This is a genomic window from Micromonospora sp. NPDC005215 (assembly GCF_040607915.1).
GTDB lineage: Bacteria > Actinomycetota > Actinomycetes > Mycobacteriales > Micromonosporaceae > Micromonospora.
The window spans coordinates 34,049-60,790 of sequence record NZ_JBEXHQ010000047.1; the positions used below are offsets into that span (position 1 = coordinate 34,049).

Annotated in this window: 21 protein-coding genes, 1 tRNA gene and 1 pseudogene; 11 read left to right on the forward strand and 12 right to left on the reverse strand. The window is 70.7% G+C overall.

All coding sequences use genetic code 11. The features are described 5' to 3' along the window. Window positions 1-63: 63 nt before the first annotated feature. Window positions 64-2,025 (forward strand): hypothetical protein, encoded by a 1,962-nt coding sequence (locus tag ABZU25_RS27550; protein WP_355032266.1) that lies wholly within the window; start codon window positions 64-66, stop codon window positions 2,023-2,025. A 9-nt stretch (window positions 2,026-2,034) separates the two neighbouring features. Here the strand turns inward: ABZU25_RS27550 and coaE are convergent, their stop codons facing one another. Both coaE and rpsA read right to left on the reverse strand, forming a co-directional pair. Next, window positions 2,035-3,216: a dephospho-CoA kinase gene (gene coaE, locus ABZU25_RS27555; RefSeq protein WP_355032286.1), complete on the reverse strand. Its 1,182-nt coding sequence runs from the start codon at window positions 3,214-3,216 to the stop codon at window positions 2,035-2,037. Window positions 3,217-3,476: 260 nt separating this feature from the next. Next, window positions 3,477-4,988 (reverse strand): 30S ribosomal protein S1, encoded by a 1,512-nt coding sequence (gene rpsA, locus ABZU25_RS27560; protein WP_272612601.1) that lies wholly within the window; start codon window positions 4,986-4,988, stop codon window positions 3,477-3,479. A 481-nt stretch (window positions 4,989-5,469) separates the two neighbouring features. Between rpsA and ABZU25_RS27565 the strand changes: the two genes are divergently transcribed. From ABZU25_RS27565 to ABZU25_RS27580, 4 genes and pseudogenes are all read left to right on the forward strand, one after another. Next, a complete protein-coding gene (locus ABZU25_RS27565; protein WP_355032267.1) occupies window positions 5,470-6,276 on the forward strand; it encodes a class I SAM-dependent methyltransferase in 807 nt (268 codons plus the stop codon). Between the two features lie 56 nt (window positions 6,277-6,332). Beyond that, window positions 6,333-6,935, forward strand: a complete 603-nt coding sequence (locus tag ABZU25_RS27570) for a Uma2 family endonuclease (protein WP_355032268.1) — start codon at window positions 6,333-6,335, stop codon at window positions 6,933-6,935. 44 nt (window positions 6,936-6,979) lie between these two features. Continuing rightward, the gene (locus ABZU25_RS27575) at window positions 6,980-7,198 is read left to right on the forward strand and encodes a DUF2945 domain-containing protein (protein WP_355032269.1); all 219 of its coding nucleotides are present in this window, start codon (window positions 6,980-6,982) and stop codon (window positions 7,196-7,198) included. Continuing rightward, window positions 7,185-7,523 (forward strand): annotated as a pseudogene (locus ABZU25_RS27580) (DUF3140 domain-containing protein); the annotation flags it as partial. The gene ABZU25_RS27575 and the pseudogene ABZU25_RS27580, both read left to right, overlap by 14 nt. A gap of 189 nt (window positions 7,524-7,712) precedes the next feature. Here the strand turns inward: ABZU25_RS27580 and polA are convergent. The 8 genes from polA to ABZU25_RS27620 form a co-directional block, all read right to left on the reverse strand. Next, window positions 7,713-10,412 carry a DNA polymerase I gene (gene polA / locus ABZU25_RS27585; RefSeq protein ID WP_355032270.1) on the reverse strand — a complete coding sequence of 900 codons (2,700 nt, stop codon included), beginning with the start codon at window positions 10,410-10,412 and terminating at the stop codon, window positions 7,713-7,715. A gap of 134 nt (window positions 10,413-10,546) precedes the next feature. Then, window positions 10,547-11,260 (reverse strand): ABC transporter ATP-binding protein, encoded by a 714-nt coding sequence (locus tag ABZU25_RS27590; protein WP_355032271.1) that lies wholly within the window; start codon window positions 11,258-11,260, stop codon window positions 10,547-10,549. Then, window positions 11,247-12,188 (reverse strand): ABC transporter ATP-binding protein, encoded by a 942-nt coding sequence (locus ABZU25_RS27595; RefSeq protein ID WP_355032272.1) that lies wholly within the window; start codon window positions 12,186-12,188, stop codon window positions 11,247-11,249. The genes ABZU25_RS27590 and ABZU25_RS27595 overlap by 14 nt, the downstream gene beginning before the upstream one ends. After that, window positions 12,181-13,338 (reverse strand): branched-chain amino acid ABC transporter permease, encoded by a 1,158-nt coding sequence (locus tag ABZU25_RS27600; protein ID WP_355032273.1) that lies wholly within the window; start codon window positions 13,336-13,338, stop codon window positions 12,181-12,183. The genes ABZU25_RS27595 and ABZU25_RS27600 overlap by 8 nt, the downstream gene beginning before the upstream one ends. Continuing rightward, window positions 13,335-14,318: a branched-chain amino acid ABC transporter permease gene (locus ABZU25_RS27605; protein WP_355032274.1), complete on the reverse strand. Its 984-nt coding sequence runs from the start codon at window positions 14,316-14,318 to the stop codon at window positions 13,335-13,337. Before ABZU25_RS27605 ends, ABZU25_RS27600 begins: the two co-directional genes overlap by 4 nt. Before the next feature lie 66 nt (window positions 14,319-14,384). Beyond that, a complete protein-coding gene (locus ABZU25_RS27610) occupies window positions 14,385-15,536 on the reverse strand; it encodes a branched-chain amino acid ABC transporter substrate-binding protein (protein ID WP_355032275.1) in 1,152 nt (383 codons plus the stop codon). 365 nt (window positions 15,537-15,901) lie between these two features. Further along, on the reverse strand, window positions 15,902-17,089 hold the full coding sequence (locus ABZU25_RS27615; protein WP_355032276.1) for a hypothetical protein: 1,188 nt from the start codon (window positions 17,087-17,089) through the stop codon (window positions 15,902-15,904). A 69-nt stretch (window positions 17,090-17,158) separates the two neighbouring features. Further along, on the reverse strand, window positions 17,159-17,782 hold the full coding sequence (locus ABZU25_RS27620) for a response regulator (RefSeq protein WP_088991522.1): 624 nt from the start codon (window positions 17,780-17,782) through the stop codon (window positions 17,159-17,161). Between the two features lie 105 nt (window positions 17,783-17,887). On the opposite strand from ABZU25_RS27620, the gene ABZU25_RS27625 reads away from it, so the two are divergent. From ABZU25_RS27625 to ABZU25_RS27635, 3 genes are all read left to right on the forward strand, one after another. Beyond that, window positions 17,888-17,964 (forward strand) — tRNA-Leu (locus ABZU25_RS27625). Beyond that, window positions 17,937-18,746 carry a transcriptional regulator gene (locus ABZU25_RS27630; RefSeq protein ID WP_355032277.1) on the forward strand — a complete coding sequence of 270 codons (810 nt, stop codon included), beginning with the start codon at window positions 17,937-17,939 and terminating at the stop codon, window positions 18,744-18,746. The genes ABZU25_RS27625 and ABZU25_RS27630 overlap by 28 nt, the downstream gene beginning before the upstream one ends. Window positions 18,747-18,838: 92 nt before the next feature. Beyond that, window positions 18,839-19,489, forward strand: a complete 651-nt coding sequence (locus ABZU25_RS27635) for an NAD-dependent epimerase/dehydratase family protein (RefSeq protein WP_355032278.1) — start codon at window positions 18,839-18,841, stop codon at window positions 19,487-19,489. A gap of 11 nt (window positions 19,490-19,500) precedes the next feature. Here the strand turns inward: ABZU25_RS27635 and ABZU25_RS27640 are convergent, their stop codons facing one another. After that, a complete protein-coding gene (locus tag ABZU25_RS27640) occupies window positions 19,501-20,652 on the reverse strand; it encodes an aminotransferase class I/II-fold pyridoxal phosphate-dependent enzyme (RefSeq protein ID WP_355032287.1) in 1,152 nt (383 codons plus the stop codon). 111 nt (window positions 20,653-20,763) lie between these two features. On the opposite strand from ABZU25_RS27640, the gene ABZU25_RS27645 reads away from it, so the two are divergent. Together ABZU25_RS27645 and ABZU25_RS27650 are read left to right on the forward strand one after the other, a co-directional pair. After that, window positions 20,764-21,243 (forward strand): Lrp/AsnC family transcriptional regulator, encoded by a 480-nt coding sequence (locus tag ABZU25_RS27645; protein WP_355032279.1) that lies wholly within the window; start codon window positions 20,764-20,766, stop codon window positions 21,241-21,243. 60 nt (window positions 21,244-21,303) lie between these two features. After that, window positions 21,304-22,326 carry an LLM class flavin-dependent oxidoreductase gene (locus ABZU25_RS27650; protein ID WP_355032280.1) on the forward strand — a complete coding sequence of 341 codons (1,023 nt, stop codon included), beginning with the start codon at window positions 21,304-21,306 and terminating at the stop codon, window positions 22,324-22,326. Between the two features lie 200 nt (window positions 22,327-22,526). On the opposite strand, the gene ABZU25_RS27655 is transcribed toward ABZU25_RS27650, so the two are convergent. Next, on the reverse strand, window positions 22,527-24,842 hold the full coding sequence (locus ABZU25_RS27655) for a cellulose binding domain-containing protein (RefSeq protein WP_355032281.1): 2,316 nt from the start codon (window positions 24,840-24,842) through the stop codon (window positions 22,527-22,529). 260 nt (window positions 24,843-25,102) lie between these two features. Between ABZU25_RS27655 and ABZU25_RS27660 the strand changes: the two genes are divergently transcribed. Beyond that, window positions 25,103-26,542: a pyridoxal-dependent decarboxylase gene (locus ABZU25_RS27660; RefSeq protein ID WP_355032282.1), complete on the forward strand. Its 1,440-nt coding sequence runs from the start codon at window positions 25,103-25,105 to the stop codon at window positions 26,540-26,542. The last annotated feature ends 200 nt before the right edge of the window (window positions 26,543-26,742 follow it).

Below are 26,742 nucleotides of genomic sequence, written 5' to 3' on the forward strand. Positions count from 1 at the left end.
CAGACCGGCCGCCGCGAGCGCCCCTGCTCGTCACCCCGGCGCCTCCCCGCCCGTTTCACATCCGTGGACACCTCTGCGACCCCGCCGCCCGACACCACCAGCCCCACGGCCACGCCCCGAGCGGACGGCACCGGCCGGCGGAGCACCTCCGCGGCCACGCCCCGACCCGACGGCACCGGCCGGCAGAGCACCTCCGCGGCAGGGAAGCCCGGCACCCCGCCCGCCGGACGTCTCGACACCGGACGGCACCGCACCGGCTCGGCCGGCGCCACCGCGGCCCTCCGATCGACCGCGAGCGGGTCCACCGCGAGCGGGTCCACCGCCAGCCGACCCGTCACCGTCCAGCCCACCGCCGCCCAGCCCACCACCGTCCAGCCCACCGCTGCCCAGCCCACCGCCGCCCGACCCACCGCCGGCCGCCGAAGCGCCACCGGCCACGGCCCCGACCAGACCCCGACGACCACCCGGCCCGACGACACCGCCGACTCAGCCGCAGACACGACCGACACCGCCGGTCCGGGCCTGGCCAGCCGCCGCCAACGACGACGACGCACCGTGTTGATGTTGCTCGGTCTGACCGCGGTGACGTCCGCGACGGCGTTGGTGCTCGGGTTGCTGAGCTGGGCGCCCGACCCACCCGAGCCCGCCCGGCCGCTGACGCTCGCCGAGGGCGAGCGGCTGGCCGCGCTGCGGGTCACCAACCTGCGGGATCTGCGCGCCGGGGTCCGCGTCACCGCCGGCGTCGCCGCGGCCCGGATCGAGCTGGTGGGTTGGGTGGACTGGTCGCGGTCCCTGCTCTACGTCGACGTGGGCGGGCCCGGAGCGGGTGCCGAACGCGGGCTGGTGCAGAGGGCCGGATCGGTGCTGGTGATCCGGCCCGACCCGGCGGCGGTGCCCACCCCCGCCGCACCTCCGCTGGTGCCTCCGACGGATCGTTGGCGGCTGCACCGCCTGACGCCCGGGGCGAGCCTGGCGCCGGTGCTCGACCTGCTCCTCGGTCTCGCGGCCGACCGCCCGGACGCGGCCCCGGCGGCGCCGGGTGGCGCCGCGCGCTGGATCGCCCGGGACACCTTGGCGGGCGGCCCGGTGGACGTTCTCCAGGCCCCGCTGCTCGCCGGGACACCGCCCACAAGCAGCACCACGGCAGGCAGCACCACGGCAGGCGGCACCACGGCCGGCAGCACCACGGCTCAGGTTCCGGGTGCCGGGTCGACGGGCACCGACCAGGACGGGCAGACCCGGTACTGGCTCGACCAGGACGCTCGGCTGCACAAGCTCGTCACCCGGTTGCCCGGCGTCGGCCCGGTCACTGTGACTCTCCACCGGGCGGACCGGCCGACCCTCCGACCGGTGGACGCCCTCGGCGGCCGGCCCGGCCTCCCCCGCACGCTGAGCGACGCCGAACAGCGTCGACTGGACCGGCTGCCGACCCGGCTACGCGCCCAGGGTGGTGCGGCGGTCACGCTCACCGCGCCGACGGGCACGGACACGAACCTGCGGGGCGCCGGCTGGTTGAGCTGGACCACGCGTACCGCGTACCTCGCGGTTGCCGACCTGGGCGTACCGGATCGCCGGACCCTGCTGCGACGCGACGCCGCTGGTCTGGCCCGGACGGACCTGGCGGCGGCGGCCGCTGGTGGCGGCACGGCGGAGGCACCGGGCCGGCCACCCCTGCCGCCCCCGGCCGGCGCCTGGCGGGTCTCCCGAGCCGTCGGGGACGACGTGGGCCTGCTCGTCGACGCCGCGGTGGCCGCCGGGTCGGTCGGGCCACGCGGCGCGGCCGTGCGGGTACGCGAGGACGTCACCGCCGGACGGACAGTGGACGTCGTCGAGGTGGGCCCGGCCGCCGCGCGGCTGCGCTACTGGATCGACCGCGACGGGTCGCTGCGGCGGCTGGAGCTGCACACCAGCGGCAACGTGTGGGCCCAACTGGATCTCCACCCCGCCGCGGTGCCCCGACTTGCCCCGGTGCCCCGGCCGGCGGCGAAACCTCGTCCCTCCACCACTCGGCCCGGTGCCCGCTGAGCGGTGCGCTCAGGGCCGCCAGCCGGTCTGCGCCGCCCACTGCTCGGCCCGCAGGTACTCCTCGTCGAACCACGGGTCCCGGGCCGTGCCGGAGTCGCCGGGGGCCGGCGCCGCATCGACCAGGTCGCGCTTGAGTTGCAGGTACGCCGCCCGTTGATCCGGGTCGGCACGCAGGTAGTCGCGCATCAGCAACGCGTACCGCCAGCCTGGCGACCCCTTCAGCCGCAGGTGCAGGCGAACCGGACGAGCCGGGTCCGCGCTGCCGTGCAGCCGCTTCTCCCACCGACCGCTGCCGGCCGGGCGGGGATCGTCCCACCACTGCCCCGGCATCCGCGGGAACCCGGCGTTCGCCAGCCGGTCGGCCAGCGCCCCGTCGGCGTCGGCGAGGCTGGACACGGCCACCTGCACGTCGACGACGTCCTGGGCGGCGAGGCCGGGCACCGCTGTCGAGCCGATGTGATCGATGCGCAGGGCGTCCGAGCCCAGAGTGTGCCGAATCCTGGCGGCCAGCCGCGCGTACTGCTCGGGCCAGCTCGCGTCGGTCCCCACCGAATCGTGCCCGCCCGGCGGGACCACCCGCCGCTGACGCAGGTTGTCCTCGTAGGGCCGCAGCCGTTCCCGCCAGAGCGCGTCGACGGCGTCGTGCAACGCCGCCAGGCTTCCGTCATTGTCGAGCACCACGTCGGCAGCCGCCCCGCGGCGGGCGTCGTCGGTCTGCGCGGCGATCCGCCGCTCGGCCTCCGCGCGACCCATCCCCCGGTCGCGCACCAGCCGTTCCAGTCGGGTCGTCACGGTCGTCTGCACCACGATCACCAGGTGGTACGTGGGCGCGAGGCCCACCTCGACCAGCAGTGGTACGTCGTTGACGACGATCGCGTCGGGTGGTGCCGCGGCGGCCAACTCGGCGGTGCGGGCCCGGACCCGAGGATGGGTGATCGACTCCAGCCGACGGCGTGCGGTCTCGTCGGCGAACACCACAGCGCCCAGTGCGGCACGGTCCAGCGCGCCATCGGCGTCCAGCACCGCGTCGGAGAAGGCGGCGACGATCTCGGCCAGCCCAACGCTTCCCGGTGCGACGACCTCCCGGGCCACCCGGTCGGCGTCGATGAGCACCGCACCCCGCTCGACGAGCCGCGCCGCCACCGCGCTCTTGCCCGACCCGATTCCGCCGGTCAACCCCACCCTCAGCACCAGACCAGTCAACCGGATCACCAGCCCTGCCGCCAAACCCGCCACGACCCTGCCCCGCCGACCCGGCAGCGCAGCCACCCACCGGCCCGGCCAGATCGTGCTTGCTTCTTGTTGGTGTGGTGTCGTGGTCGCCCGGAGGCCCCCGTCGCGCACGATCGTGCCCGGCCGGCAGCAGCCGCCCGGGGTACGGCGAAGGCCCCGCCCCCGACGATCCGGAGATCGCGGGGACGGGGCCCGTCGTCGTTCAGTCGTTCAGCGGGTCACTTACCGCCGGCGAGCTTCTCCCGCAGCGCGGCGAGCGCCTCGTCGGTGGCCAGCGTGCCGGCCGGCTCCTCGGCCTGCCGGCTCGGGGCCGGGCTGGACGAGGAGGTGGTGCCACCGCCACCGCCGCCGCCTGCGGCCGGGACGACCGGAGTCGGGTTGGCGGCAGCCTCGGCGTCGGCAGCCCGAGAGGTCTGCACCTGCTTGGTGTGGGCCTCCCAGCGCACACGAGCCTCGGCGTACTGGTTCTCCCAGGTCTCGCGCTGCTTGTCGTACCCCTCGAGCCACTCGCCCGTCTCCGGGTCGAAGCCGTCCGGGTAGATGTAGTTGCCCTCGGTGTCGTACGTCGCGGCCATGCCGTAGAGGGTCGGGTCGAAGTGCTCCTCGCCCTCGACGAAGCCCTCGTTGGCCTGCTTGAGCGACAGCGAGATCCGGCGGCGCTCCAGGTCGATGTCGATGACCTTGACCATGACCTCGGAGCCGACCTGGACGACCTGCTCCGGGATCTCCACGTGGCGCTCGGCCAGCTCGGAGATGTGGACCAGGCCCTCGATGCCGTCGTCCACGCGGACGAACGCACCGAACGGGACCAGCTTGGTGACCTTACCCGGCACGATCTGCTGGATCGCGTGGGTGCGGGCGAACTGCCGCCACGGGTCCTCCTGGGTCGCCTTCAGCGACAGCGAGACGCGCTCGCGGTCCAGGTCGACGTCCAGGACCTCGACCTCGACCTCCTGGCCCACCTCGACAACCTCGGACGGGTGGTCGATGTGCTTCCAGGACAGCTCGGAGACGTGCACCAGACCGTCGACGCCGCCAAGGTCGACGAAGGCGCCGAAGTTGACGATCGAGGACACGACGCCCTTGCGGACCTGGCCCTTCTGCAGCTTGTTGAGGAACTCGGTGCGCACCTCGGACTGCGTCTGCTCCAGCCAGGCCCGGCGGGACAGGACCACGTTGTTGCGGTTCTTGTCCAGCTCGATGATCTTGGCCTCGAGCTCCCGCCCGACGTACGGCTGCAGGTCGCGCACACGACGCATCTCGACCAGGGACGCGGGCAGGAAGCCGCGCAGCCCGATGTCGAGGATGAGGCCGCCCTTGACCACCTCGATGACCGAACCGCGGACGACGCCGTCCTCGTCCTTGATCTTCTCGATCGTGCCCCAGGCCCGCTCGTACTGCGCCCGCTTCTTGGAGAGGATCAGACGACCCTCCTTGTCCTCCTTCTGGAGGACCAGGGCTTCGATGTGGTCGCCAACCGTCACAACCTCGGCGGGGTCCACGTCGTGCTTGATCGACAACTCCCGAGAGGGGATGACACCCTCGGTCTTGTAGCCGATGTCGAGCAGGACCTCGTCCCGATCGACCTTGACGACGGTGCCTTCGACAATGTCGCCGTCGTTGAAGTACTTGATGGTCTCGTCGATCGCGGCGAGGAATGCCTCCTCAGAACCGAGATCGTCGTGGGTGACCCGGGTGGCGCTCGAGGGGGCCTCGATGCTGCTCGTCATGTGGGCGGTTGCTCCGGTCGGTGGGTTGTCACAGCAGGCTGGTGTCGCAGTGACCTGTTCGCGCCAGCGGATCCGCCGCCGGGCACACCGAACGATCGCCTAGTGAGATCATGATGTGGCTCCGACGACCGCGTACCTGCTCCCTGCCGAGGCAACGCGATCCGCGAGCGCATCGTCTAGCCTACCGTGCGCATTACCACAGCGTGCAAGCCCTCCCGGCTTCTCTCCGTGCGGTGACCTGCGAAAGACGAACAATCGCCCGGAAAACACCCCTGCTGTCTCGTGCGTCACATCGGCCCCAGGAGCCGCCCTCCGCCGGCTGAGCTTGATCGCTCGGTTTCCTGAAGACCGGCGGGTTCCAACGGCCCGGAGACCACGGCGTCACGGAAACCGAGTCGATCAAGCGGCACCACCCGAGGAGTCGCACAGATTGTGGACGCGCCGCCGCACCCAACGGGCGGGCGGGGCCTAGCGTGAGCGCGTGGATGACGACAACCGGGTCACGCGGCGCCGGGTGGGTGACGCCGAGGCCCGGCGGGCCAACCGCGGCTGGTGGGACACCGACGCCGACGACTACCAGGCCGAGCACGGCGCGTTCCTCGGCGACGTGGACTTCGTCTGGTGCCCGGAGGGCCTGCGCGAGGCCGACGCCCGGCTGCTCGGTGACCTGCCCGGCCGACGAGTGCTGGAGGTCGGCTGCGGTGCGGCTGCCGCCGCCCGCTGGCTGGCCACCCAGGGCGCCCGGCCGGTCGCCTTCGACCTGTCCGCCGGCATGTTGCGGCACGCCGCCGAGACCGCCGACCGCACCGGGGTACGCGTGCCGCTGGTACAGGCCGACGCGCTCGCCCTGCCGTTCGCCGACCGGTCGATCGACGTCGCCTGCACCGCCTTCGGCGCCATCCCGTTCGTGGACGACTCGGCAGCCCTGCACGCCGAGGTACACCGGGTGTTGCGCCCCGGCGGGCGGTGGGTGTTCTCGGTGACCCACCCGATGCGATGGATCTTCCTGGACGACCCCGGCGAGGGCGGGTTGACCGCCGTGCACTCGTACTTCGACCGTTCCCCCTACGTGGAACAGAACGAGTCCGGCGTCGCCACCTACGTCGAGCAGCACCGCACCCTCGGCGACCGGATCCGGGAACTGGTCGGCGCGGGGTTCCGGCTGCTGGACCTGGTGGAGCCGGAATGGCCGGAGGGGCACGAGGGCCTCTGGGGACAGTGGAGCCCGTTGCGCGGTCGACTCTTCCCCGGCACCGCCATCTTCGTCACCGAGAAGCCCGCCGCCTGAGCGCGTCGCACCCGTAGTCCGACCTGCGTCCCATCGATCGCCGGTAGGCTCGCCGCATGAGCGCCGAGCCCATCCCGACATCACCTGGCCCCTGGTGTCCGGACCCGATGCGGCAGCAGCGTGCCGACTACACGCTGGAGGACCTGCTCGCCCTGCCGGACGACGCCCCCCGCGTCGAACTCGTCGACGGAGTAATCCAGGTGACACCCTCCCCCACCCTGGGCCATCAGGACATCTCGCTGTTACTAGCGCGCTGGCTACTGCAACACGTGCCGGCCGACCTTCGGGTCGTTCAGGCTGTCGGAGTCGGGCTGAGTCCCAATACCAGCCGACAGCCGGATGTGCTGCTGCTGCGGGCCGGCGTGGCTTCCTCCCGATCCTCGCTGCGGCCGGCTGATGTTGTCCTCGCCGTGGAGATCGTCTCGCCCGGCACGCGGCGGATTGACCGGTTCGCGAAACCGGGTGAGTACGCTGCTGCCGGCATTCCGTTCTACTGGCGCATCGAGCAGGACCCGGTGCACGTCTACGCGTACCGGATCGGCGACCGGGTGGGACCCGGCGGTGAGCGACAGTACGAACTGGTCGCCGACGGCGCCGACGTGATCGAGCTGGCCGAGCCCTTCGACATCAAGCTGCCGATCGCCGAGATCACGCCGTAGTCCGGCTGCTCGTTTCGCCGCGGCGCTGCCGGGTAGCCGGAGCTATGGCCGAACAGCGATTCCACAAGGGCGACCATGTCTCCTGGTCGGCCCACGGCAGCCGCGCGTACGGCGTGGTCCAGGAACCAATCACCGAGCGGACGCGGATCCGCGGGCGGGCGGTGAACGCGGCCCCCGATGACCCGCAGTACCGGGTCCGCAGTGACGGTACGGGCCGCGACGTGGCCCACCGACCCGAGGCGCTGCGTCATGAGCAAAAGTAACGAAGGCCGGGACACCTATCGGGAGTTCACCGACGCGGTGAACATGAAGCCCGGTGAGCTGTCCACGTGGCTGGAAACCGACGAGTCGAAGCAGGTCGGCTGGCACAAGGGCGGCCGCGCCGGCGGCGGCGAGTCCGTCGGACACGAATCCGGCCGGAAGATCATCAACCTGCTCCGTCGCAAACGGGGCGACCTGTCCGAGGGCGACTACAAGCACATGCGCAAGGTGGTCGGCTACGTACGCCGACACATGGCGCAGCGCCCCTCTGGCAGCGTCCGCGACACCAGGTGGCGCTGGTCCCTCATGAACTGGGGCCACGACCCGATGAAGTGACAAGTCCCCACCGCACTGACGCCGCAGCAAGATCCGCACAACTTCGGTGATGGTGCTGTCTCCGGCGTGCGGGAGGCAGCACCATCCCTGCTGTTGTGCGGATCTTTCCCGCCGCGGTACCTGAACCGCCCGGAGCGAGGCGAAAGGCCCCGGGACCCCCCACCGCGACCTGCGAGCACCTCAGTGGTCAGCGCTGTTCCAGTCGCGGCCTTCGCCGACCGACACCTCCAACGGCACCGACAGTGGGTACGCCCCACCCATCTCCCGCCGGACCAGTGCCTCCAACGCCTCCCGCTCACCGGGGGCGACCTCGAAGACCAGCTCGTCGTGCACCTGCAACAGCATTCGCGAGCGCAGCCCGGCCTCGTCGAGCGCGGTGTCGACGTGCAGCATCGCCACCTTGATGATGTCGGCCGCCGAGCCCTGGATCGGGGCGTTGAGGGCCATCCGCTCGGCGATGTCGCGGCGCTGCCGGTTGTCGCTGACCAGGTCGGGCAGGTAGCGGCGGCGACCCAGGATGGTGGAGGTGTAGCCGTCCTGGCGGGCCCGGGCGACGACCTGGTGCAGGTAGTCGCGCACTCCGCCGAAACCGGCGAAGTAGTTCTCCATCAGCCCACGCGCCTCGTCGGTGTTGATCCCGAGCTGCTGGGACAGACCGAACGCGCTCAACCCGTACGCCAGGCCGTAGTTCATCGCCTTGATCTTGCGGCGCTGGTCGGGGGTGACCTCGTCGAGCGGCACCCCGAAGACCGACGAAGCGGTAGCGGCGTGGAAGTCGGCGCCCGAGTTGAAGGCCTCGATCAGCGCGTCGTCCGACGACAGGTGCGCCATGATCCGCATTTCGATCTGGCTGTAGTCGGCGGTGAGCAGACACTCGTAGCCCTCCCCCACCACGAAGGCCCGACGGATCCGCCGGCCCTCCTCGGTGCGGATCGGGATGTTCTGCAGGTTGGGCTCGGTCGAGGAGAGCCGCCCGGTGGCCGCCACCGTCTGGTTGAAGGTGGTGTGGATCCGGCCGTCGTCGGAGACCGACTTGAGCAGCCCGTCGACTGTCGACTTGAGCTTGGCCACGTCCCGGTGTCGCAGCAGGTGGGCCAGCACCGGGTGCGGCTGCTGCGCGTAGAGCCACTGCAGAGCGTCGGCGTCGGTGGTGTAACCGGTCTTGATCTTCTTGGTCTTCGGTAGACCCAGCTCGGTGAAGAGGATCTCCTGCAACTGCTTGGGCGAACCGAGGTTGAACTCCCGACCCACCGCCTCGTACGCGCCCTGCGCGGCGGCCTTCACCTCGGCGGCGAAGTGCGCCTCCAACTCGGACAGGTAGTGCGTGTCGGCGGCGATGCCGATGCTCTCCATGTTGGCCAGCACCCGCATCAACGGCAGCTCCACCCCGGCCATCAGCCGGGCGGACTGCTCGCCGTCGCGGGACAACTCGGCGTCGATCGCGTCGGCCAGGTCGAGGGTGGCCCGGGCCTGGAGCATCAGGTTCTGCTCGGCCACGCCCTCGTCGCCGAGCCCGTCGAGGGTGAGCTGACCGGACTCCGGGACGTCCACCCGCAGCTCGCGGTGCAGGTAGCGCAGCGCCAGGTCGGTCAGGTCGTAGGACCGCTGGTCGGGGCGGGCCAGGTACGCGGCGATCTGGGTGTCGCGGACGATGCCGGCGAGCTGCCAGCCGTGCGCGGCGCAGGCCAGCACGGCCGGCTTGCTGTCGTGCAGCACCTTGGGCCGTTGCGCGTCGGCCAACCAGGCGGCCAGGGCGCCCTCGTCGGCGGCGTCGAGCCCGGCGGGATCGAGCCAGGCCGCCGCACCGCCGGCGGTGGCCAGCGCCAGACCGGTGATCGGGGCGGTGTGCCGGCGGTTGGGGCCGGTGTCGAGCTTGACCGCCAACCCGACCGGGGTGCCGGTCGGCGCGTGCGTGCTCAGCCAGCCGGCCAGCGCACCGGGTTCGGTGAGCACCTCGCCGGTGAGGTCGAAGCCCGACTCGGCCTCCGGCTCGACCGCCTCCAGGTACTGGTAGAGGCGGTCGCGCAGGATGCGGAACTCCAGCGTGTCGAAGACCTGGTGCACCGCCTCCCGGTCCCAACCGGTCCACCGGGCGTCCTCCGGGCGCAGCGGCAGCTCCAGGTCGGAGACCAGGCGGTTGATCTCGTAGTTGCGGATCACGTCGGCGAGCCGCTCCCGCAGGCTGTCGCCGGCCTTGCCCTTGATCTCGTCGGCGCGGGCGATGACGCCGTCCACGCCGCCGTACGTGGTGATCCACTTGGCGGCGGTCTTCGGGCCGACGCCGGGGATGCCGGGCAGGTTGTCACTGGTCTCGCCGACGAGCGCGGCCAGGTCCCGGTACTGCTGGGGAACGACGCCGTACTTCGCCTCGATCGCCGCCGGGTCCATCCGGGCCAGGTCGGAGACGCCCTTACGCGGGTAGAGGACGGTGATCTGGTCGTCGACCAGCTGGAACGCGTCGCGGTCGCCGCTGCTGATCAGCACCGTCATGCCCTGGTCGCGGGCCTGGCACGCGAGCGTGGCGATGACGTCGTCGGCCTCGAAGCCCTCCTTCTCCACGACCGGGATCTGGAGTGCGGCCAGGACCTCCTTGACCAGGCTGACCTGACCCTTGAAGTCGGTCGGGGTCTCGCTGCGGCCGGCCTTGTACTCCGCGTACTTGTCGGTGCGGAAGGAGTGGCGGGAGACGTCGAAGGCCACCACGATGTGGGTGGGCTGCTCGTCGCGCAACACGTTGATCAGCATCGAGGTGAAGCCATACACCGCGTTGGTCGGCTGACCCGTCGTGGTGGAGAAGTTTTCCACGGGCAGAGCGAAGAACGCCCGATATGCCATGGAATGTCCGTCGACGAGGAGCAGGCGCGGTGTCGTAGCTGTCACGGCAGCGACTCTAGTCCGTCGCACCGACATCCCTGGCCGGCGGCACCGGGCGACCCGGCCCGGAAACCGCCGCCGACCGGAACGCCAGCGACCGGCCACCCCGCCCAGGGATGACCGGCCGCCGCTCGGATGGCTCAGGCCACGCCGAGGTACGCCTCCTTGACCGACGGATCGTGCAGCAGGTCCTGACCGGACCCCTCCTTCACGATCTGACCGGTCTCCAGCACGTAGCCGCGGTGTGCCCGCGACAACGCCTGCTGGGCGTTCTGCTCCACCAGCAGGATCGTCATGCCCTGCTGGTTGATCTCCGTGATGATGTCGAAGATCTGCCGGATCACCAACGGGGCCAGGCCCATCGACGGCTCGTCGAGCAGCAGCAGCTTCGGTCGGCTCATCAGCGCCCGCCCGACCGCGAGCATCTGCTGCTCGCCGCCGGAGAGGGTGCCACCGGCCTGCTTGCGCCGCTCGGCCAGCCGCGGGAAGAGGGTCAGCACCCGGTCCAGGTCGGCGGCGATGCCAGCGGAGTCCCGCCGGGTGTACGCCCCCATGTCCAGGTTCTCCAGCACCGTCATGCCCGGGAAGATCTGCCGGCCCTCGGGCGACTGGCACAACCCCCGGACCACCCGCAGGTCGGCTCGGAGCTTGCTGATGTCCTCGCCGTTGAACGTGATCTTCCCGCTGGCGAGCGACCGGGTCCCGGAGATGGCCCGCATGGTGGTGGTCTTACCGGCGCCGTTCGCGCCGATCAGGGCCACCACCTCGCCCTCGTTCACCGTGAGGTTGATCCCGTGCAGCGCCTCGATCCGGCCGTACGCGACGGCGACGTTCTCCAGCTCAAGCAGCGTCATCGGCGGGCTCCCCCAGGTACGCGGCGATCACCTTCGGATCGCGGCTGACCTCCGTGGGCGCACCCTCGGCGATCTTGCGGCCGAACTCCAGCACCACGATCCGGTCGGTGACTCCCATGACCAGCCGCATGTCGTGCTCGATGAGCAGGACGGTCAGGCCCTTGTCACGAATCTGCCGGATCAGGGTGAGGAGCTCCTCCTTCTCCGCCGGGTTGAAGCCGGCGGCCGGCTCGTCCAGGCAGATCAGCTTCGGCTCGGTGGCCAGCGCTCGGGCGATCTCCAGTCGGCGCTGGTAGCCGTACGGCAGGTTGCGCGCCTCGTCGTTGGCCCGGTCGGCGATCCCGACGAAACGCAGCAACTCGAGCGCCTTGGACTCGGCCGCCCGCTCCTCCAGGATGTGCCGGGACAGACCGAAGATCTTCGCGGCCGACAGGCGCACCTGCTGCCAGGTCCGGACGATCCCGGACGCGGCGGTGACCTGCGGCAACTCCTCCGGCTTCGGCCGCACCCGGTAGAGCCGGAACAGCGCCCCGGGCACGCTCGTCTTGTGCCGCGAGTCGGTGCCGACCATCACGTTCTCGAGCGCGGTCATCTCCGGGAACAGCCGGATGTTCTGGAACGTCCGGGAGATGCCCAGTTGGCTGATCTGGTGCGGCTTGCGGCCGGTCACCCGCTGGCCGCGGAACCGGACCGCCCCCGAGGTCGGCTTGTAGACCCCCGTCATCACGTTGAAGCTGGTGGTCTTGCCGGCGCCGTTCGGCCCGATGAGGCCGAGGATCTCACCCTCGTAGATCTGGAAATTGATCTTGTCGAGGGCGACCACCCCGCCGAAGCGGAGCGTGACGTCGTCGACTTCGAGCAGCACCGTTCGAGGCCCCGGCTGAGTCGGGATCTTCGGCGTCGCGGTGCTGGTGGTCTGGTCAGACATGAGCGGGCACCTCCTCTGCCTCTGCCGCGCGGTCCTTCAACTCACGGGCACGCCGCCGGCTCGGGACCAGGCCCTGCGGACGCAGGATCATCACCAGGACCATGGCCAGGCCGAAGACCAGCCACCGGTAGTCGGCGAAGTCGCGGAACCGCTCGGGCAGGTACGCCAGCAGCACCGCGCCGAGCGAGACGCCGATCATGTTGCCGGAACCACCGACCACGACCATGGCGACGAACAGGATGGACAGGTTCGCGTTGAACTGGGTCGGGTCGATGAACGCGTTCCGGCTGCCGAACAGGAAGCCGGACAGGCCGCCGAGCGCCGCACCGATGGCGAACGCCCAGAGCTTGAACTTGAACGGGTACACGCCCATCACCGCGGCGGCGTCCTCGTCCTCCCGGACGGCCAGCCACGCCCGGCCGACCCGGCTGTGCTCCAGTCGACGCACCAGGAACACCATGAGCAGGACGAAGGTGATCGCCAACCAGTACCAGGGCTTCGCGTCGATCAGACCGAACACCTTGTTGTCCGGCGACGGCGCGCCCTCCGGGCCGGGGATGGCCGAGATGCCCACCGGGCCGTTGGTCAGCCCGGTGGCGTTGCGGGCCACGATCCGGATGATCTCCCCGAAGCCGAGCGTCACGATGGCCAGGTAGTCACCGCGCAGCCGCAGCGTCGGCCAGCCCAGCAACACCCCGGAGAGCATCGACAGCACGATCGCGATGAACAGGCAGATCGCCCAGGTCACCGCCCAGGTCGGCGGCAGGTTGAATTCCTGCTGGAACCACTTGACCACCGGCGAGTTCACCGAACCGAACAGCGCCACGCTGTACGCCCCGATGGCGAAGAAGCCGATGTAGCCCAGGTCGAGCAGGCCGGCGAGGCCGACCACCACGTTCAGGCCGATGGCGACCAGCACGTAGATGGCGCAGACGAAGAGCACACCCGCCCAGTTGTTGCCGCCCGCGATCGAGTCGGTACGCAACCAGGTCAGACCCGGGATGCCAAGCAGTGGCAGGTAGTAGAGGATCGCCACGAAGGCGGCCAGGCCGAGGGCCTGCTGCCACTTCGTGAGCGCCCGCCAGCGTTCGCCGACCGAGGTCAGCATGCCGACTCGGCGACGGTCTGCGGAACGAATCTTGTCGATCATGCGCGGGCCCTCCCGAGCGACTCACCCAACAGGCCGGTGGGCCGGAACATCAGCACCACGATCAGCACCACGAAGGCGATGACGTCCTCCCAGTTGGACGCGAAGAGCGTGGCGCCGTAGACCTCGACGATGCCGAGGAAGAGGCCACCCAGCAGCGCGCCGCGCAGGTTGCCGATACCGCCCAGAACCGCGGCGGTGAACGCCTTCAGGCCCAGCACGAAGCCGATGCTGTTCTGGGTGAAGCCGAACCGCATGCTCCACAACAGCGCGGCGGCGCCGGCCATGATGCCACCGAGCACGAAGATCAGCATGATCACGCGCTCCTGGTTGACGCCCATCAGCGCTGCGGTCTCCGGGTTCTGGGCCACCGCCCGCACACCCCGGCCGTACCGGGTGCGGTTGATGAACCAGTCGAGCACCGCCATCATCGCCACGGCCGCAACGAAGACGATCAGCTGAATGTTCGTGATCGCCGTGTTGCCGATGGTGAACAGGGTCTCCTGCTGGATGATCGTCGGCATACCGACGATCTGCCGGGGCCGGCCGAACACATCCGGCAGCACACCACCGAGCAGCTTGGGCAGCACCTGCCCGAAGAGCTCCACGAAGACCAGCGACAGGCCGATCGCGGTGATCAGGAAGATCAACGGCGGCGCGTTCTTGCGCCGCAGCGGCCGGTACGCGACTCGCTCGAGCGCCAGCGCCGTGCCACCCGACGCGGCCGCCGCGACGATCAGGCCGAGCACCAGGAACAGGATGGCCTGGCCGATCGGTGGGTTATTTTTCACCCCGAGCTGGTTCCAGAGGATCAGCACCGCGAAGGTGCCGACCATGAAGACCTCGGAGTGCGCGAAGTTGATCAGACGAAGGACGCCATAGACGAGGGTGTAGCCAAGGGCGATCAGGGCGTAGATGGCGCCCTTGGAAAGGCCGTCGACCGTGTGCTGGCCGAGATGGCCGATCAGTTCATCGAAATGCACCGGGGGTCTCCTTGAATCGAGTGCGGCCGGGGTGAAACACCCCGGCCGCACTCCATTTCGTGTGCGTCAGCTGAGCTTGAGCTCCTGCAGCGGCTCGATGGCCTCGCCCTTGATCTGGTAGGCCCAGATGACGACCTTCGACGGGTCGACGTCGCCCTTGGAGTCGAACTTGATGTACTTCGACACACCCTGCTTGTCGTACGACTTGACGAACGCCAGGATGTCGGCGCGGGTCTTCTTGCCGGCCTTGAAGGCGTCCAGGAAGACCGTCGCGCCGTCGAAGCCCTCGGCACCGTAGGAGCCCGGCGGGATGCCGAACTTCTTCTGGTAGTCGGCCGAGAAGGTGCCGCCGGCCTTGTCGGGCGGGAGGCACGGGCAGGTGATGATCGCGCCCTCGGCGCCACCGGAGGCACCCTTCGGGAACGCCGGGTCGTAGAGACCGTCCGGGCCGACGAACTTGGCCTGGACACCGGCGGCGCGCATCTGCTTTACCAGCGGAGCGGCCTCACGGGTGTAGCCGCCGTAGAAGACGAAGTCCGCCTGTGCCGACTTGATCTTGGAGATGGTGGCGTCGAACTGCGCCTGCCGCTCCTGGATCTTGTCCTTGTTGACGATCAGCGGGCCGAGCTGCTTGCCGAGCTCCTCGGTGATGCCCGCGCCGTACGCGCTGGCGTCATCGACCAGGAAGACCTTCTGCGCGTTCTGCGTCTTCAGGTAGCTCGCCACCGCGCCGGCCTGCGTGCTGTCGTTGCCGACCACGCGGTAGAAGGACGTGTTGCCCTTCTGGGTCAGGTCCGCCCGGGTCGCCGACGGGCTGACCATCGCCAGGCCAGCGGCCTGGTAGATCGGCATCGTCGCGTCCGACTCACCGGAGAAGTGACCACCGATGACACCGAGGTACGTGTTGTCCCCCGCGATCTGGTTCGCGAACGGGGTCGCCACCGCGGGGTCACCCTGGGTGTCGAACTGCTGCATGGTGACCTTGCAGTTCGGGTTCGCCGCGTTGAACTGCTCCAGGGCGAGATTCGCACCGTTGAGCGACGGGATCACCAGACCCGCGTTGTCACCCGTGAACGCGCCGAAGATCGCGATCTTGCCACCGCAGTCACCCGACGCGGCCTTATCGTCGCCGCCACCGGAATCCTGGCAACCAGCCGCGACCACCAGGGTCGCGGCGAGCGCAACAGTTCCCAGCGCCCGTACATAGCTTCGCCTCACGGCTTCCTGACCTCCTCCAGATGCGGACGCGTCTGACCCGTTGCGACGGCGACAGCAGCAGACCGCAATTCCACCCACCCCGCAGGGACTGCCCCTGCGTTACGGCTCGTGATGGCGGAGCGTACCGACACGACATACCGTCCCGGAAGGCCTGAAGGCTGGGTCTGCGAAACCGTTACGAAGACGTGGGCAATCATGTCGATGCCCGTAACAGGTGAATCCGTCAGTCGGTCCTTAAGCCCGCGTCCGGGCGGAGTCCGGGCCACGCTCACGGGGACCCCCGCCACCCGGTAAAAACCCCGCTGAACAGCGAAAACGTCTCAACATGTGGCAGCGGGGGTGGGACCTCGGGTCACCGTCGGCTTTCAGACTCCCGGGCCGGCAGCCCACCACAACCCGGCCCGCGTGCCGTCGTCCGCCGCCAACCACCACCGGTCACCCACCGCCACCAGCGTCACGTCCCGGTCGACGCCCGCCGGCACATCGAGCGGCATCGCGACCTCCCGCCACGACCCACCACGATCCGTCGACACCCACACCGAATGCCGCGCCCCGTCGGTCACCGCGGCGAACAGCCGATCCCCGGACGACACCAGCGACGCCACATTCAGCACCCCGGCACCGGCCCGCCGCGCGAACGTCCCGGCGGCCACCCAGCCCCCCGCCTCCTGCCGCCACGCGCCGAACGTCGCCCCACGCAGCCCGACCGCCACCGGCACCCCGCCGACCAGCGTCACCCGCTGCAACTCCTCGTACTCCGACCCGCCCGGCAACACCGTGCGCCGCCACGAGCGCCCGTCCGGCGACGACCACACGGCCGGGTCACGATCGATCCGGCCGGCCGGCAGCAGACCACCCACCGCCAGCCAACCCGGCGACGTCGCCACCGCGTCGAACGCCCAGGTCACCCCCGCCGCGTCACTGGCCAACTCCGGCGCACCCTCGACCAGCGCGAACTCCGCCGCGTCCGGCGACGACACCCAGGAGGCCGCCCCCGCCGAACGGTTACCGACGATCAACCAGCCCGCCGCACCGGCCGTCAGTCGCGACACGTTCACCGCCGTCGGCCCGCCGTACGTCTCGAACGACGCCTGCACCTCGACCAGCGCGCCATCGGCCACCTGCCGCCACGTGCTCACCCGCGGATACCCGTGCGCGCCGCCGACCTTGGCGCCGATCAGCGCCGCCTTCCCGTCCCGGCAGGCCACCGATAGGAACACGTTCTGCCGACCGTAGAAGGAATCCGGCCGTACCGGCTGCACCGTCCAGGTCGCACCGTCCACACTGGTCCACGCCGCGGGTCGGGTGCCGCCCTCGGCGTCGAGCACACCACCGACCAGGAACCACCGACCCGCGCACGACGTCGCGTCGCGTACCAGAAGACGGCCGGCGGCACCGGGCGGCGCCGGCAGCGCCAAGGGTTGCCAACCCGGCCGCAGCGCCGGCGCGGCAGCCGACGTCGACTCGGCGCCGCTGGGCGCCCTCGGCCCGTCGCACCCCGCAAGCAGCAGCGCGAAGAGGCCGAACACCGCGATCACCCGTCGGACGGACACCGGCCGATGCTAACCACCGGAGGTCGCGCGCGGTGGCCCGCCGCGGCCTGGTTCGCTCAGGTCGGGGACTCAGACAGTCGGCTGCTGCGACACCTCGCCGCCGGCGGTCTCCGCGAGGATCCGCTCGGCGACCTCTTTCATGGTCATCCGGTGGTCCATCGCCGTGCGCTGGATCCACTTGAATGCCTGCGGCTCGGTCATCCCGTACGTGGTCATCAACGCGCCCTTGGCGCGCTCCACCGCCTTGCGGATCTCCAGGCGGTCGGTCAGGCTCGCGACCTCCGCCTCCAGGGCCGCGACCTCGGAGTAGCGCGACAGCGCGATCTCCACCGCCGGGACCAGGTCGCTCTTCTGGAAAGGCTTCACGAGGTACGCCATCGCGCCCGCCGCCCGCGCCCGCTCCACCAGGTCACGCTGGCTGAACGCGGTCAGGATGATCACCGGAGCGATCCGGGCGCCGGCGATCCGCTCGGCGGCGGCCAGCCCATCCATGATCGGCATCTTGATGTCGAGGATGACCAGATCGGGCTTCAGCTCCTCGGCGAGGCGGACGGCGGTCTCACCGTCACCGGCCTCCCCCACCACCTCGTAACCCTCTTCGACAAGCATCTCGGCGAGGTCCAGCCGGATCAGCGCCTCGTCCTCGGCGATCAGTACGCGCCTGCGCTCGGCATCCGTCGGCATCTCAGCCACCAGCCCTACCCCCACCAGTCATAAGCCGACACCAACCCGACCGGGTGTCGCCGCCCTCAGCGTAGTAGGTAACCTATGGGAGGCCACCAGAGCGTTCGGCCAAGCGTCCCCGTATTCCAACCGGCAGAGAAGCGGAGCTCAAACCTCCGACAGTGTGGGTTCGACTCCCACCGGGGGCACCAAACTTGTCGTACGGCTGTTCCAAAATCATAGTGTGCATCCACCTGAACTGCGCATACGTGCGCGGCAGCAGCATCTCGGCGGCCTCACGGTCGCCGAGGTCGCCCGACGCATGAGACTTCCCTACCCAACCGTCCGGGGCTGGTGCAGCGAGCGGGCTGAACCAACGAGGCGCGACACCGCACTGCGCTGTTTTCGCTGCCGGCCCGACGTCAAGAATCAGACAGATCCGTCGGCTTACCTGTACCTGCTCGGCCTCTACCTGGGCGACGGCCATCTCGTCACCACAGCTCGGGTGCCGGTGCTGCGCATCGCGTGCAGCAGCAGCTGGCCGGGCTTGATCGAGGCGTGCGACGCAAGCATGCGGGAGGTGCTCGCCACGAAGGTGCAGCGCGTCCAGCAGCCAGGGTGCGTCAGCGTGCAGAGCTCCGGCAAGCATTGGCCATGTCTGCTCCCTCAGCACGGTCCCGGCAAGAAACACGAACGGCCGATAGTTCTCGCCGACTGGCAGCGCGATCTCGTTGCTGCGCACCCGGGCGACTTCCTGCGCGGCCTCTTCCACTCCGACGGCTGCCGGTTCGCCAACCGGGTGACCGTGCGCGGCAAGGCGTACGTCTATCCGCGTTACATGTTCGTCAACGAGTCGACCGACATCATGGGGCTGTGCCAGTGGGGCCTCGACCTGCTGGGCATCGCCTGGCGGATGAACCGGCGCAACTCGCTCTCGGTGGCGCGGCGAGGCGCTGTCGCCACACTGGACCGGCACGTCGGCCCGAAGTCCTGAGCGCCTGTCGCGCGGATCACGTCGATCGTGGGAGCCTGACTGACGCCCGGGCGGATGGCCGGTTGCCGGGTCGACGACAGGGGTGGAGACCGATGCGGGTTGTTGTTTTCGGCGCGACCGGGATGGTCGGTCAGGGCGTGCTGCGGGAGTGCCTGCTCGCCGACGACGTGCGGGAGGTGGTGACGGTCGGCCGGCGGCCGACCGGTCAGCAGGATCCGAAGCTGCGGGAGCTGACGGTCGCGGATGTGGGCGAGTTGGGCTCGGTGCGGGACGAGTTGACCGGTGTGGACGCCTGTTTCTACTGCCTGGGGGTGTCCTCGCTGGGTCTGGACGAGGCGGCGTACACGCGGGTCAGCTACGACTACCCGCTCGCGGCGGCGCGGCTGTTGGCCGAGGTGAGCCCGCAGGTCACGTTCGTCTACGTGTCGGGTCAGGGGACCGATTCGTCGGGTCGGGGCCGGGTGATGTGGGCGCGGGTCAAGGGTCGCGCCGAGAACGCGATAATCGATCTGCTGCCCAACGGCTACGCGGCGCGACCCGGTTTCATCCAGCCGACCTACGGGGCGGTGTCGAAGACCCGGTGGTACCGGCTCGCGTACGCGATCACGCGACCGCTCACTCCCGTGTTGCGGCGGTTGCTGCCGAACCAGGTCACCACCACCGACGGGATCGGTCGCGCCATGCTGCGGGTGGCCCGGCAGGGCTCGCCGACCCGGGTGTTGGGCAACCGCGAGCTGAGGTGACCCGGCGCCGGTCAGGCGATCGTGCCGAGGGCCTGGGCGAGGTCGGCGCGCAGGTCTTCGGGGTCTTCCAGGCCGACCGAGAGGCGCAGGAGGCCGGCCGCGGGTTTCGCGTCGCCGTCGACGGGGCGGTGGGTGAGTGACGCGGGGTGCTGGATGAGGGTGTCGACGCCGCCGAGGGACACCGCGTGCGTGATGAGGTGGCAGGCGCCGGCGACGGCGGCCGCGGCGGGTGCGCCGCCGCGTACCTCGAAGGCGAGCAGGCTTCCGGGTCCGGCCAGCTGGCGACCGACGAGCGCCGCCGGGTCGTACACCGAGGGGTGGTGCACCTGGTGTACGGCGGGGTGGCTGGCGAGCCAGCCGGCGAGCTTCTCGGCGGTGGCCTGCTGGGCGCGCACGCGCAGCGGCAGGGTCTGTAGGCCGCGGTGCAGCAGGTAGCCGCCGAGTGGGTGCAGGATCGCGCCGGTGACCGCGCGGACCTGGCGTAGTCGCGCGGCCCAGTCGGCGGAACAGGCGACGACGCCGGCGAGGACGTCGCCGTGCCCGCCGATGCTCTTGGTGGCGCTGTGCAGGACGAGGGTGGCACCGTGTCGGGCGGGTTGTTGCAGTACGGGGGTGGCGACGGTGTTGTCGACAAGCAGTGGGACGTCGCCGGCCTGGGCGGCGAGGGCGGCGATGTCGACCAGGTCGAGGGTGGGGTTGGCGGGCGTCTCGACGATGACAAGTGCGGTGTCGGGGCGGATGGCGGCGGCGACCTCGTCGGGGCGGGCCCAGGTGACGGTGGTGCCGAGCAGGCCGGTGGCGAGGACGTGGTCCGTTCCGCCGTAGAGGGGTCGGACGGCGACGACGTGCCGGCGGTCGTCGCGGGCGGCGGCGAGCAGGGTGGCGGTGAGTGCGGCCATGCCGCTGGCGAAGGCGACGGCCTGTGCGGTGCCTTCCAGCTCGGCGAGGGCGGTTTCGAAGCGGGCGACGGTGGGGTTCCAGAGCCGTTGGTAGACGGCGCTGCCGTCGGTGGGGAGGGTGCCGCCGGTGGCGAGTTGTTCGTACGCGGCGCCGCCGTCGTCGACCGAGGGCAGGGGGTTGGTGGTGGACAGGTCGATGGGCGGTACGTGCACGCCGAGGGTGCGGAGGTCGTCGCGACCGGCGTGTACGGCCCGGGTGTCCATCGTTGTCATGCCGGGTAGCGTCGAACATCTCCCGCCTGGGAGGCAATGGTTCGGCAGATGATTCTGTCCAGGGCACTGGTTTCGGTGCAGGATTCGGGCGAGGATGGCCGGATGCCTCCTGAGCCGAACGATGTGCGGCCGTATCCGGCCCTGGACGAGGTGGACCGCGCGATCCTGACCGAGCTGGCCGCCGATGGCCGCCTGCCGAACAATGCTCTCGCCGAGCGGGTGGGGGTGGCGCCGTCGACGTGTCTGACCCGTACCCGGGCGCTGCGGGAGCGGGGCGCGATTCGCGGTTACCACGCCGAGGTGGACCCGGCCGCGCTCGGCCTGCCGTTGCAGGCGCTGGTGTCGGTGCGGCTGACCGCGCACGAGCGGGCGGCGGTGGATGCCTTCCGGGCCCGGTCGGTGCGGCTGCCGGGGGTGGTGTCGGTGTTCCACGTGGCCGGTGCGGAGGATTACGTGCTGCACGTGCGGGCGGCGTCCGGTGACGCGTTGCGCGACTTCGTGCTGGACCACCTCGCTGTCGACCCGGTGGTGCAGCACACCCAGACCAGTCTGATCTTCGAGCAGGCGCGCGGGATGGGCTGAGCAGCGGGTGAGCTGGCCGACGAAAATCCGCGTGCCGGAACAAAGCCGGCCGGTGACGGGTTGGCCAAGCGTGTGATCACCGTACCGTTGTCTGTTCTTGATCTTGCCCCGGTCGCCAAGGGCACCACCGTCGGCGCGGCCCTGGAAGCCACCACCGAGTTGGCCCGCCGCACCGAGGAGTTGGGCTACCACCGGTTCTGGGTGGCCGAGCACCACAACATGCCGGCGATCGCCAGCTCCGCCCCCGCGGTGTTGCTGGCGCACCTGGCGGCGAACACGTCGACGATCCGGCTCGGGTCGGGTGGGGTGATGCTGCCCAACCACGCGCCGCTGGTGGTGGCCGAGCAGTTCGGCACGCTGGAGGCGCTGCACCCCGGTCGGATCGACCTGGGCATCGGCCGGGCCCCGGGCACCGACCAGGTGACCGCGCTGGCGTTGCGGCGCACCATGGAGGGCCTGTCCGCGGAGGGTTTCCCGCGCGAGTTGGCCGACCTGATGAACTACTTCAGCGGGGAGAAGCCGGGGCAGATCACCGCCACCCCGGGCCGCGGTGAGCAGCCGGCCGTGTGGCTGCTGGGCTCCAGCGGTTTCAGCGCCCAACTCGCCGGGCTGCTCGGTCTGCCGTTCTCCTTCGCGCACCACTTCAGCTCGGCGAACACCCTGCCGGCACTCGCCCTGTACCGGCAGAACTTCCGGCCGTCGCAGTGGTTGGACAAGCCGTACGCGATGGTGGCGGTCAACGCGGTGTGCGCGGAGACCGACGAGCGGGCCGAGTGGCTGGCGGGGCCGAGCGCGTTGTCGTTCCTGAAGCTGCGCTCCGGCCGGCCCGAGCCGCTGTCGACGCCCGACGAGGCGGCGGCGTACCCGTACTCCGAGATCGAGCGGGAGTTCGTCCTGCAGCGCCGCGACGGTCAGGCGATGGGCTCGCCGGAGACGGTGCGCCGGCAGCTCACCGAGCTGGTGGAACGCACCGGCGCGGACGAGCTGATGCTGACCACCCTCGTGTACGACGTGAAGGATCGGGTGCGGTCCTACGAGTTGATCGCCGAGCAGGTGGCGGGCGGTCTGCGCCGGGGTGCATGAAACACGATCTTCACGTCAGCGTCACCCTGTCGACCCCGATGCTGCCTAATGTTGGTGCCGGTGGTGGTACGGCATCCCCGGTCGGGACGGGTCGGGAATGCCGCGGTGTGGCGCACCGGGCCGGAGCTGAGCGGATTCCGCGGCTGCGGCCCGGTGCCTGCCACCCTAGGCGACCCCGGTCGGGACCGCCAGGGGTCAGATCAACGTAGGTAGATGTTCGGTGTGGGTGGGCTGGCCATCTGGTCGCCGATGAAGAACCCCGGGTGTGGCGGCTGGTTGTAGGCGGTGTTCTGCCACGCGATCGCCACCCGATACTGCGGGTCGTGCATCAGGGTGTGGATCCGGGTGCTGGTCGGCGTGGGCGTGCTGTAGATGCGCAGGGCCCGGCTGTCGGTGGTTCGCCAGATCACCTCCTCCCGCCAGTCACCCAGGATGTCGCCGGAGAGCGCCGGGGTGGACTTGGTGCCGTTGTTGGACGCCACCGAGCTGCCGGTGAGCAGCCGCGTCTCGCCACCGGTGCCGTACTTGTCGACAGCGGTGCCGTCGAGCAGTTCCCGCACCGGGTCACCGTCCCACCAGGCGAGGAAGTTCGCCGACGACGGCTTGCGGCCGACGTTCTGACCTCGGGTGTTGGCCAGTCCGGCGACGGCTGACGACCACGACTCCGCACCGGGACTGCCGGCCCAGATGTCCGCGGAGACCCCCCGGCCGTTGTCACCGGAGGCCGGTGTGGACCAGAGAATCTGGCCGGTACGGGCATCGGCGAACCAGGAGCTGGGTTTGCTGGCGTCCTCGTCGACCTTGAACACCTCCAGGCCGGCGCGGCCCGGGTCGAGGTCACCGACGTGCATCGCGTCGCCGTGCCCGTTTCCGGTCGAGTAGAGCAGTCGACCGTTGTCGTCGATGGTGGCGGCGCCGTAGACGATCTCCTGGCGGCCGTCGGCGTCGACGTCGGCCACGGAGAGCTGGTGGTTGCCCTGGCCGGCGGCGGCGCCGTTGCCGGAGGAGTTCGAGTCGAACGTCCAGCGCTTGGTCAGCGTGCCGTTGCGGAAGTCCCACGCGGCGATGACCGCACGGGTGTAGTAACCCCGGGCCATGATCAGCGAGGGGCGCTGCCCGTCCAGGTACGCGGTGCCGGCGAGGAACCGGTCCACCCGGTTGCCGTACGAGTCACCCCAGGACGACACCGTGCCGCGCGGCGGGTCGTAGTTGACGGTGGAGAGCACAGCGCCGGTCAGACCGTTGAACATGGTCAGGTACTCCGGGCCGGACAGCACGTAGCCGCTGGAGTTGCGGTAGTCCGCCGACGACGAGCCGATGAGCTGGCCGGTGCCGGAGCGGGTGCCGTCGGCGGTCTTCATGGCCACCTCGGCGCGGCCGTCGCCGTCGTAGTCGTACACCTGGAACTGGGTGTAGTGGGCCCCGGCGCGGATGTTGCGGCCCAGGTCGACCCGCCACAGCCGGGTGCCGGTGAGGGTGTACGCGTCGACGTAGACGTTGCCGGTGTAGCCGGACTGGGAGTTGTCCTTGGCGTTCGACGGGTCCCACTTCAGCACGATCTCGTAGGTGCCGTCGCCGTTGAGGTCCCCGACGGAGGCGTCGTTGGCGCTGTAGGTGTAGTTCTCCCCGCTGGGGGTGGTGCCACCGGCCGGGACCTGCAACGGCACGTCCAGGTAGCCCGCGCCGAACTGCAGGGCCGGTGCCGACGCCGCCTGCTCGGCGCCGCCGACAACGGCCCGCACGGTGTACGCCGAGCCGGCCGCCGCGCCGCTGTCGAGGTAGCTGGTGGCGCCGGTGATCGGGCTGGCGTTGACCCTTGTCGACCCCCGGTAGAGGTTGAACGCCACCCCTGAGGTTTCGGTGCCGAGCAGTCGCCAGGAGACCAGGTTGCCACTGCCGGAGCGGACGCTGATCAACCCTCGGTCCAGGTTCTCCATCTGTTTCGCCCCGGCCGGAGGCGTGGTGGGTGGCGGCGTGGTCGGGGGTGGCGTGGTGGGTGGCGGCGTCGTCGGCGCTGGGGTTGTCGGTGGCGGCGTTGTCGGCGCCGCGGTGGTCGGTGGCGGCGTCGTCGGCGCTGCGGTGGTCGGTCCGTCGGTGGCCGGGGCGCCGGTGCAGGTGGTGCCGTTCAGCGCGAAGCTGGTCGGCACCGGATTGCTGCCGGTCCACGAACCGTTGAAGCCGAACGCGGCGGTGCCGTTTGTGGCAATGGCGGCGTTGTAGTCGACGTTTCGTGCGGTGACCTGCGCGCCGGACTGGGTGACGGCGGCGCTCCACGCCTGGCTGACCTGTTGTCCGGCGGCGTACGACCAGGTGAGGGTCCACCCGTCGACCGGGTCGCCGAGGTTGGTGACTGTGACGCTCGCGCCGAAGCCGCCCTGCCACTGGTTGGTGATCTGATAGTCGACCCGGCAGCCGACGGCGGCGGCCGAGGCGACCACCGTGCCGAGGGTGCCGGCCACGACGGCGGCCGCCGTCGTGCCGGCGAGCAGGATCAGCCGATGTCTGGACGGGTGCATGGACTGCCTCCGGGGATCCGCAGGTGATCGCGGCGGCCCACCGGCCCTGCCCGGAACGCACAGTGGACCCGTCCCACCGCTACGGCGGCGGACGGCGATCTGATCGGGGGTGAACGCCCTGTAACTCGCGGATCCGACTCACCGCGCATCGTAGGGCAAGCGCTTTCCCCCACGCAACATCGATGACCTTTGCTCGCTGCCCGGTCCGCGACGAGCCGGCTGGCTTGCCTCGACGATCAATGCCTGATCAACTCCTTCGGGTGAGCGCTCCCCACATGGACCCCGCCGAGTTCCGGCGCGCCGGCCACGCCGTCGTCGACTGGATCGCCGACTACTGGACGACGCTGGAGCAACGACCGGTCGCCCCCGCCGACCCGCCCGGCACGGTGGCCGCCGCGCTCCCCACCGTCCCGCCCACCGTCGGCGGCGAACCGGTCGAGGCGGTCCTCGCCGACCTGGACTCGATCGTCCTGCCCGGACTGACCCACTGGCAGCACCCCGGCTTCTTCGGCTACTTCCCCGCCAACACCTCCGGCCCCAGCGTGCTCGGTGACCTGGTCAGCTCCGGGCTCGGCGTCCAGGGCATGCTCTGGGCCACCAGCCCCGCCTGCACCGAACTGGAGACGGTGCTGATGGACTGGCTGGCCCAACTGCTGGACCTACCGCAGCGGTTCCACTCCACCGGCACCGGCGGCGGGGTCATCCAGGACTCCGCGTCCTCGGCGACCCTGGTGGCCACCCTCGCCGCGCTGCACCGGGCCAGCGGAGGCCGCTGGCGCGACACCGGCATCGACCGGCGCTACCGCGCGTACACCTCCGTGCACGGTCACTCCTCCATCGAGAAGGCCGTGCGGATCGCCGGGCTGGGCACCGACGGCGTCCGGCCGATCGAGGTGGACCCGGACAGCCAGGCGCTGCTGCCGGGCGCGCTACGCGCGGCGATCGAGGCCGACCTGGCCGCCGGGGACGTACCCGCCATCGTGGTGGCGACCATCGGCACCACCTCCACCACCGCGATCGACCCGCTGCCGGAGATCGGAGCCATCTGCGCCAAGTACGGGATCTGGCTGCACGTGGACGCCGCATACGCGGGCGCCGCCGCCGTCTGCCCCGAGCTGCGGTGGTCGCACGCCGGCCTGGAGTACGCCGACTCGTACTGCTTCGACCCACACAAGTGGCTGCTCACCGGGTTCGACTGCGACGCGTTCTGGGTAGCCGACCGCGCCGAGCTGATCGACGCGCTGACAGTGCTGCCGGAGTTCCTGCGCAACGCGGCCTCCGAATCCGGCGCGGTGATCGACTACCGGGACTGGCAGGTGCCGCTGGGCCGACGGTTCCGCGCCCTGAAGCTGTGGTTCGTGTTGCGCTGGTACGGCGCCGAAGGGCTGCGGGCACACATCCGCTCCGGGGTGGCGCTGGCCGACCGCTTCGCCCAGCGGGTCCGTGCCGACGACCGGTTCGAGGTGGCGGCAGCGCACCCCTTCTCGCTGGTCTGCTTCCGGCTGCGCGCCGACGACGACGTCAACGCCGCACTGCTGGCCGAGGTGAACGCCACCGGACGGGTACACCTGACGCACACCCGCGTCGCCGGCCGCTACACGCTGCGGCTGGCGGTCGGCTCGCCGCAGAGCACCGAGGCACACATCGACGAGGCCTGGACCCTGCTCTCCGAGGCGGCCAGCAACCTCCCCACCCCCTAAACCCCAGCTCGTCCCGTCGCCTCGTCGCCTCGCGCCTCGCGCCTCGTCCCCTCGCGCCCTGCGCCCCACGCCCTGCGCCCCCACGCCGCGCGCCCCCGCGCCGCGCCCCACGCCGCGCGCCCCACGCCCACGCCGCGCGCCCTACGCCCCACGCCGCGCGCCCCACGCCCCACGCCCCACGCCCCGCGCCCCCCCCCCCC

Bases quoted from the DNA above. Each gene is read 5' to 3' on its own strand.
- ABZU25_RS27600 (WP_355032273.1), bottom strand. From the start codon at position 13,338: ATGATCGACAAGATTCGTTCCGCAGACCGTCGCCGAGTCGGCATGCTG.
- ABZU25_RS27575 (WP_355032269.1), top strand. From the start codon at position 6,980: ATGGCCGAACAGCGATTCCACAAGGGCGACCATGTCTCCTGGTCGGCC.
- ABZU25_RS27640 (WP_355032287.1), bottom strand. From the start codon at position 20,652: ATGGACACCCGGGCCGTACACGCCGGTCGCGACGACCTCCGCACCCTC.
- ABZU25_RS27655 (WP_355032281.1), bottom strand. From the start codon at position 24,842: ATGCACCCGTCCAGACATCGGCTGATCCTGCTCGCCGGCACGACGGCG.
- ABZU25_RS27570 (WP_355032268.1), top strand. From the start codon at position 6,333: ATGAGCGCCGAGCCCATCCCGACATCACCTGGCCCCTGGTGTCCGGAC.
- ABZU25_RS27645 (WP_355032279.1), top strand. From the start codon at position 20,764: ATGCCTCCTGAGCCGAACGATGTGCGGCCGTATCCGGCCCTGGACGAG.
- rpsA (WP_272612601.1), bottom strand. From the start codon at position 4,988: ATGACGAGCAGCATCGAGGCCCCCTCGAGCGCCACCCGGGTCACCCAC.
- ABZU25_RS27635 (WP_355032278.1), top strand. From the start codon at position 18,839: ATGCGGGTTGTTGTTTTCGGCGCGACCGGGATGGTCGGTCAGGGCGTG.
- ABZU25_RS27595 (WP_355032272.1), bottom strand. From the start codon at position 12,188: ATGTCTGACCAGACCACCAGCACCGCGACGCCGAAGATCCCGACTCAG.
- ABZU25_RS27590 (WP_355032271.1), bottom strand. From the start codon at position 11,260: ATGACGCTGCTTGAGCTGGAGAACGTCGCCGTCGCGTACGGCCGGATC.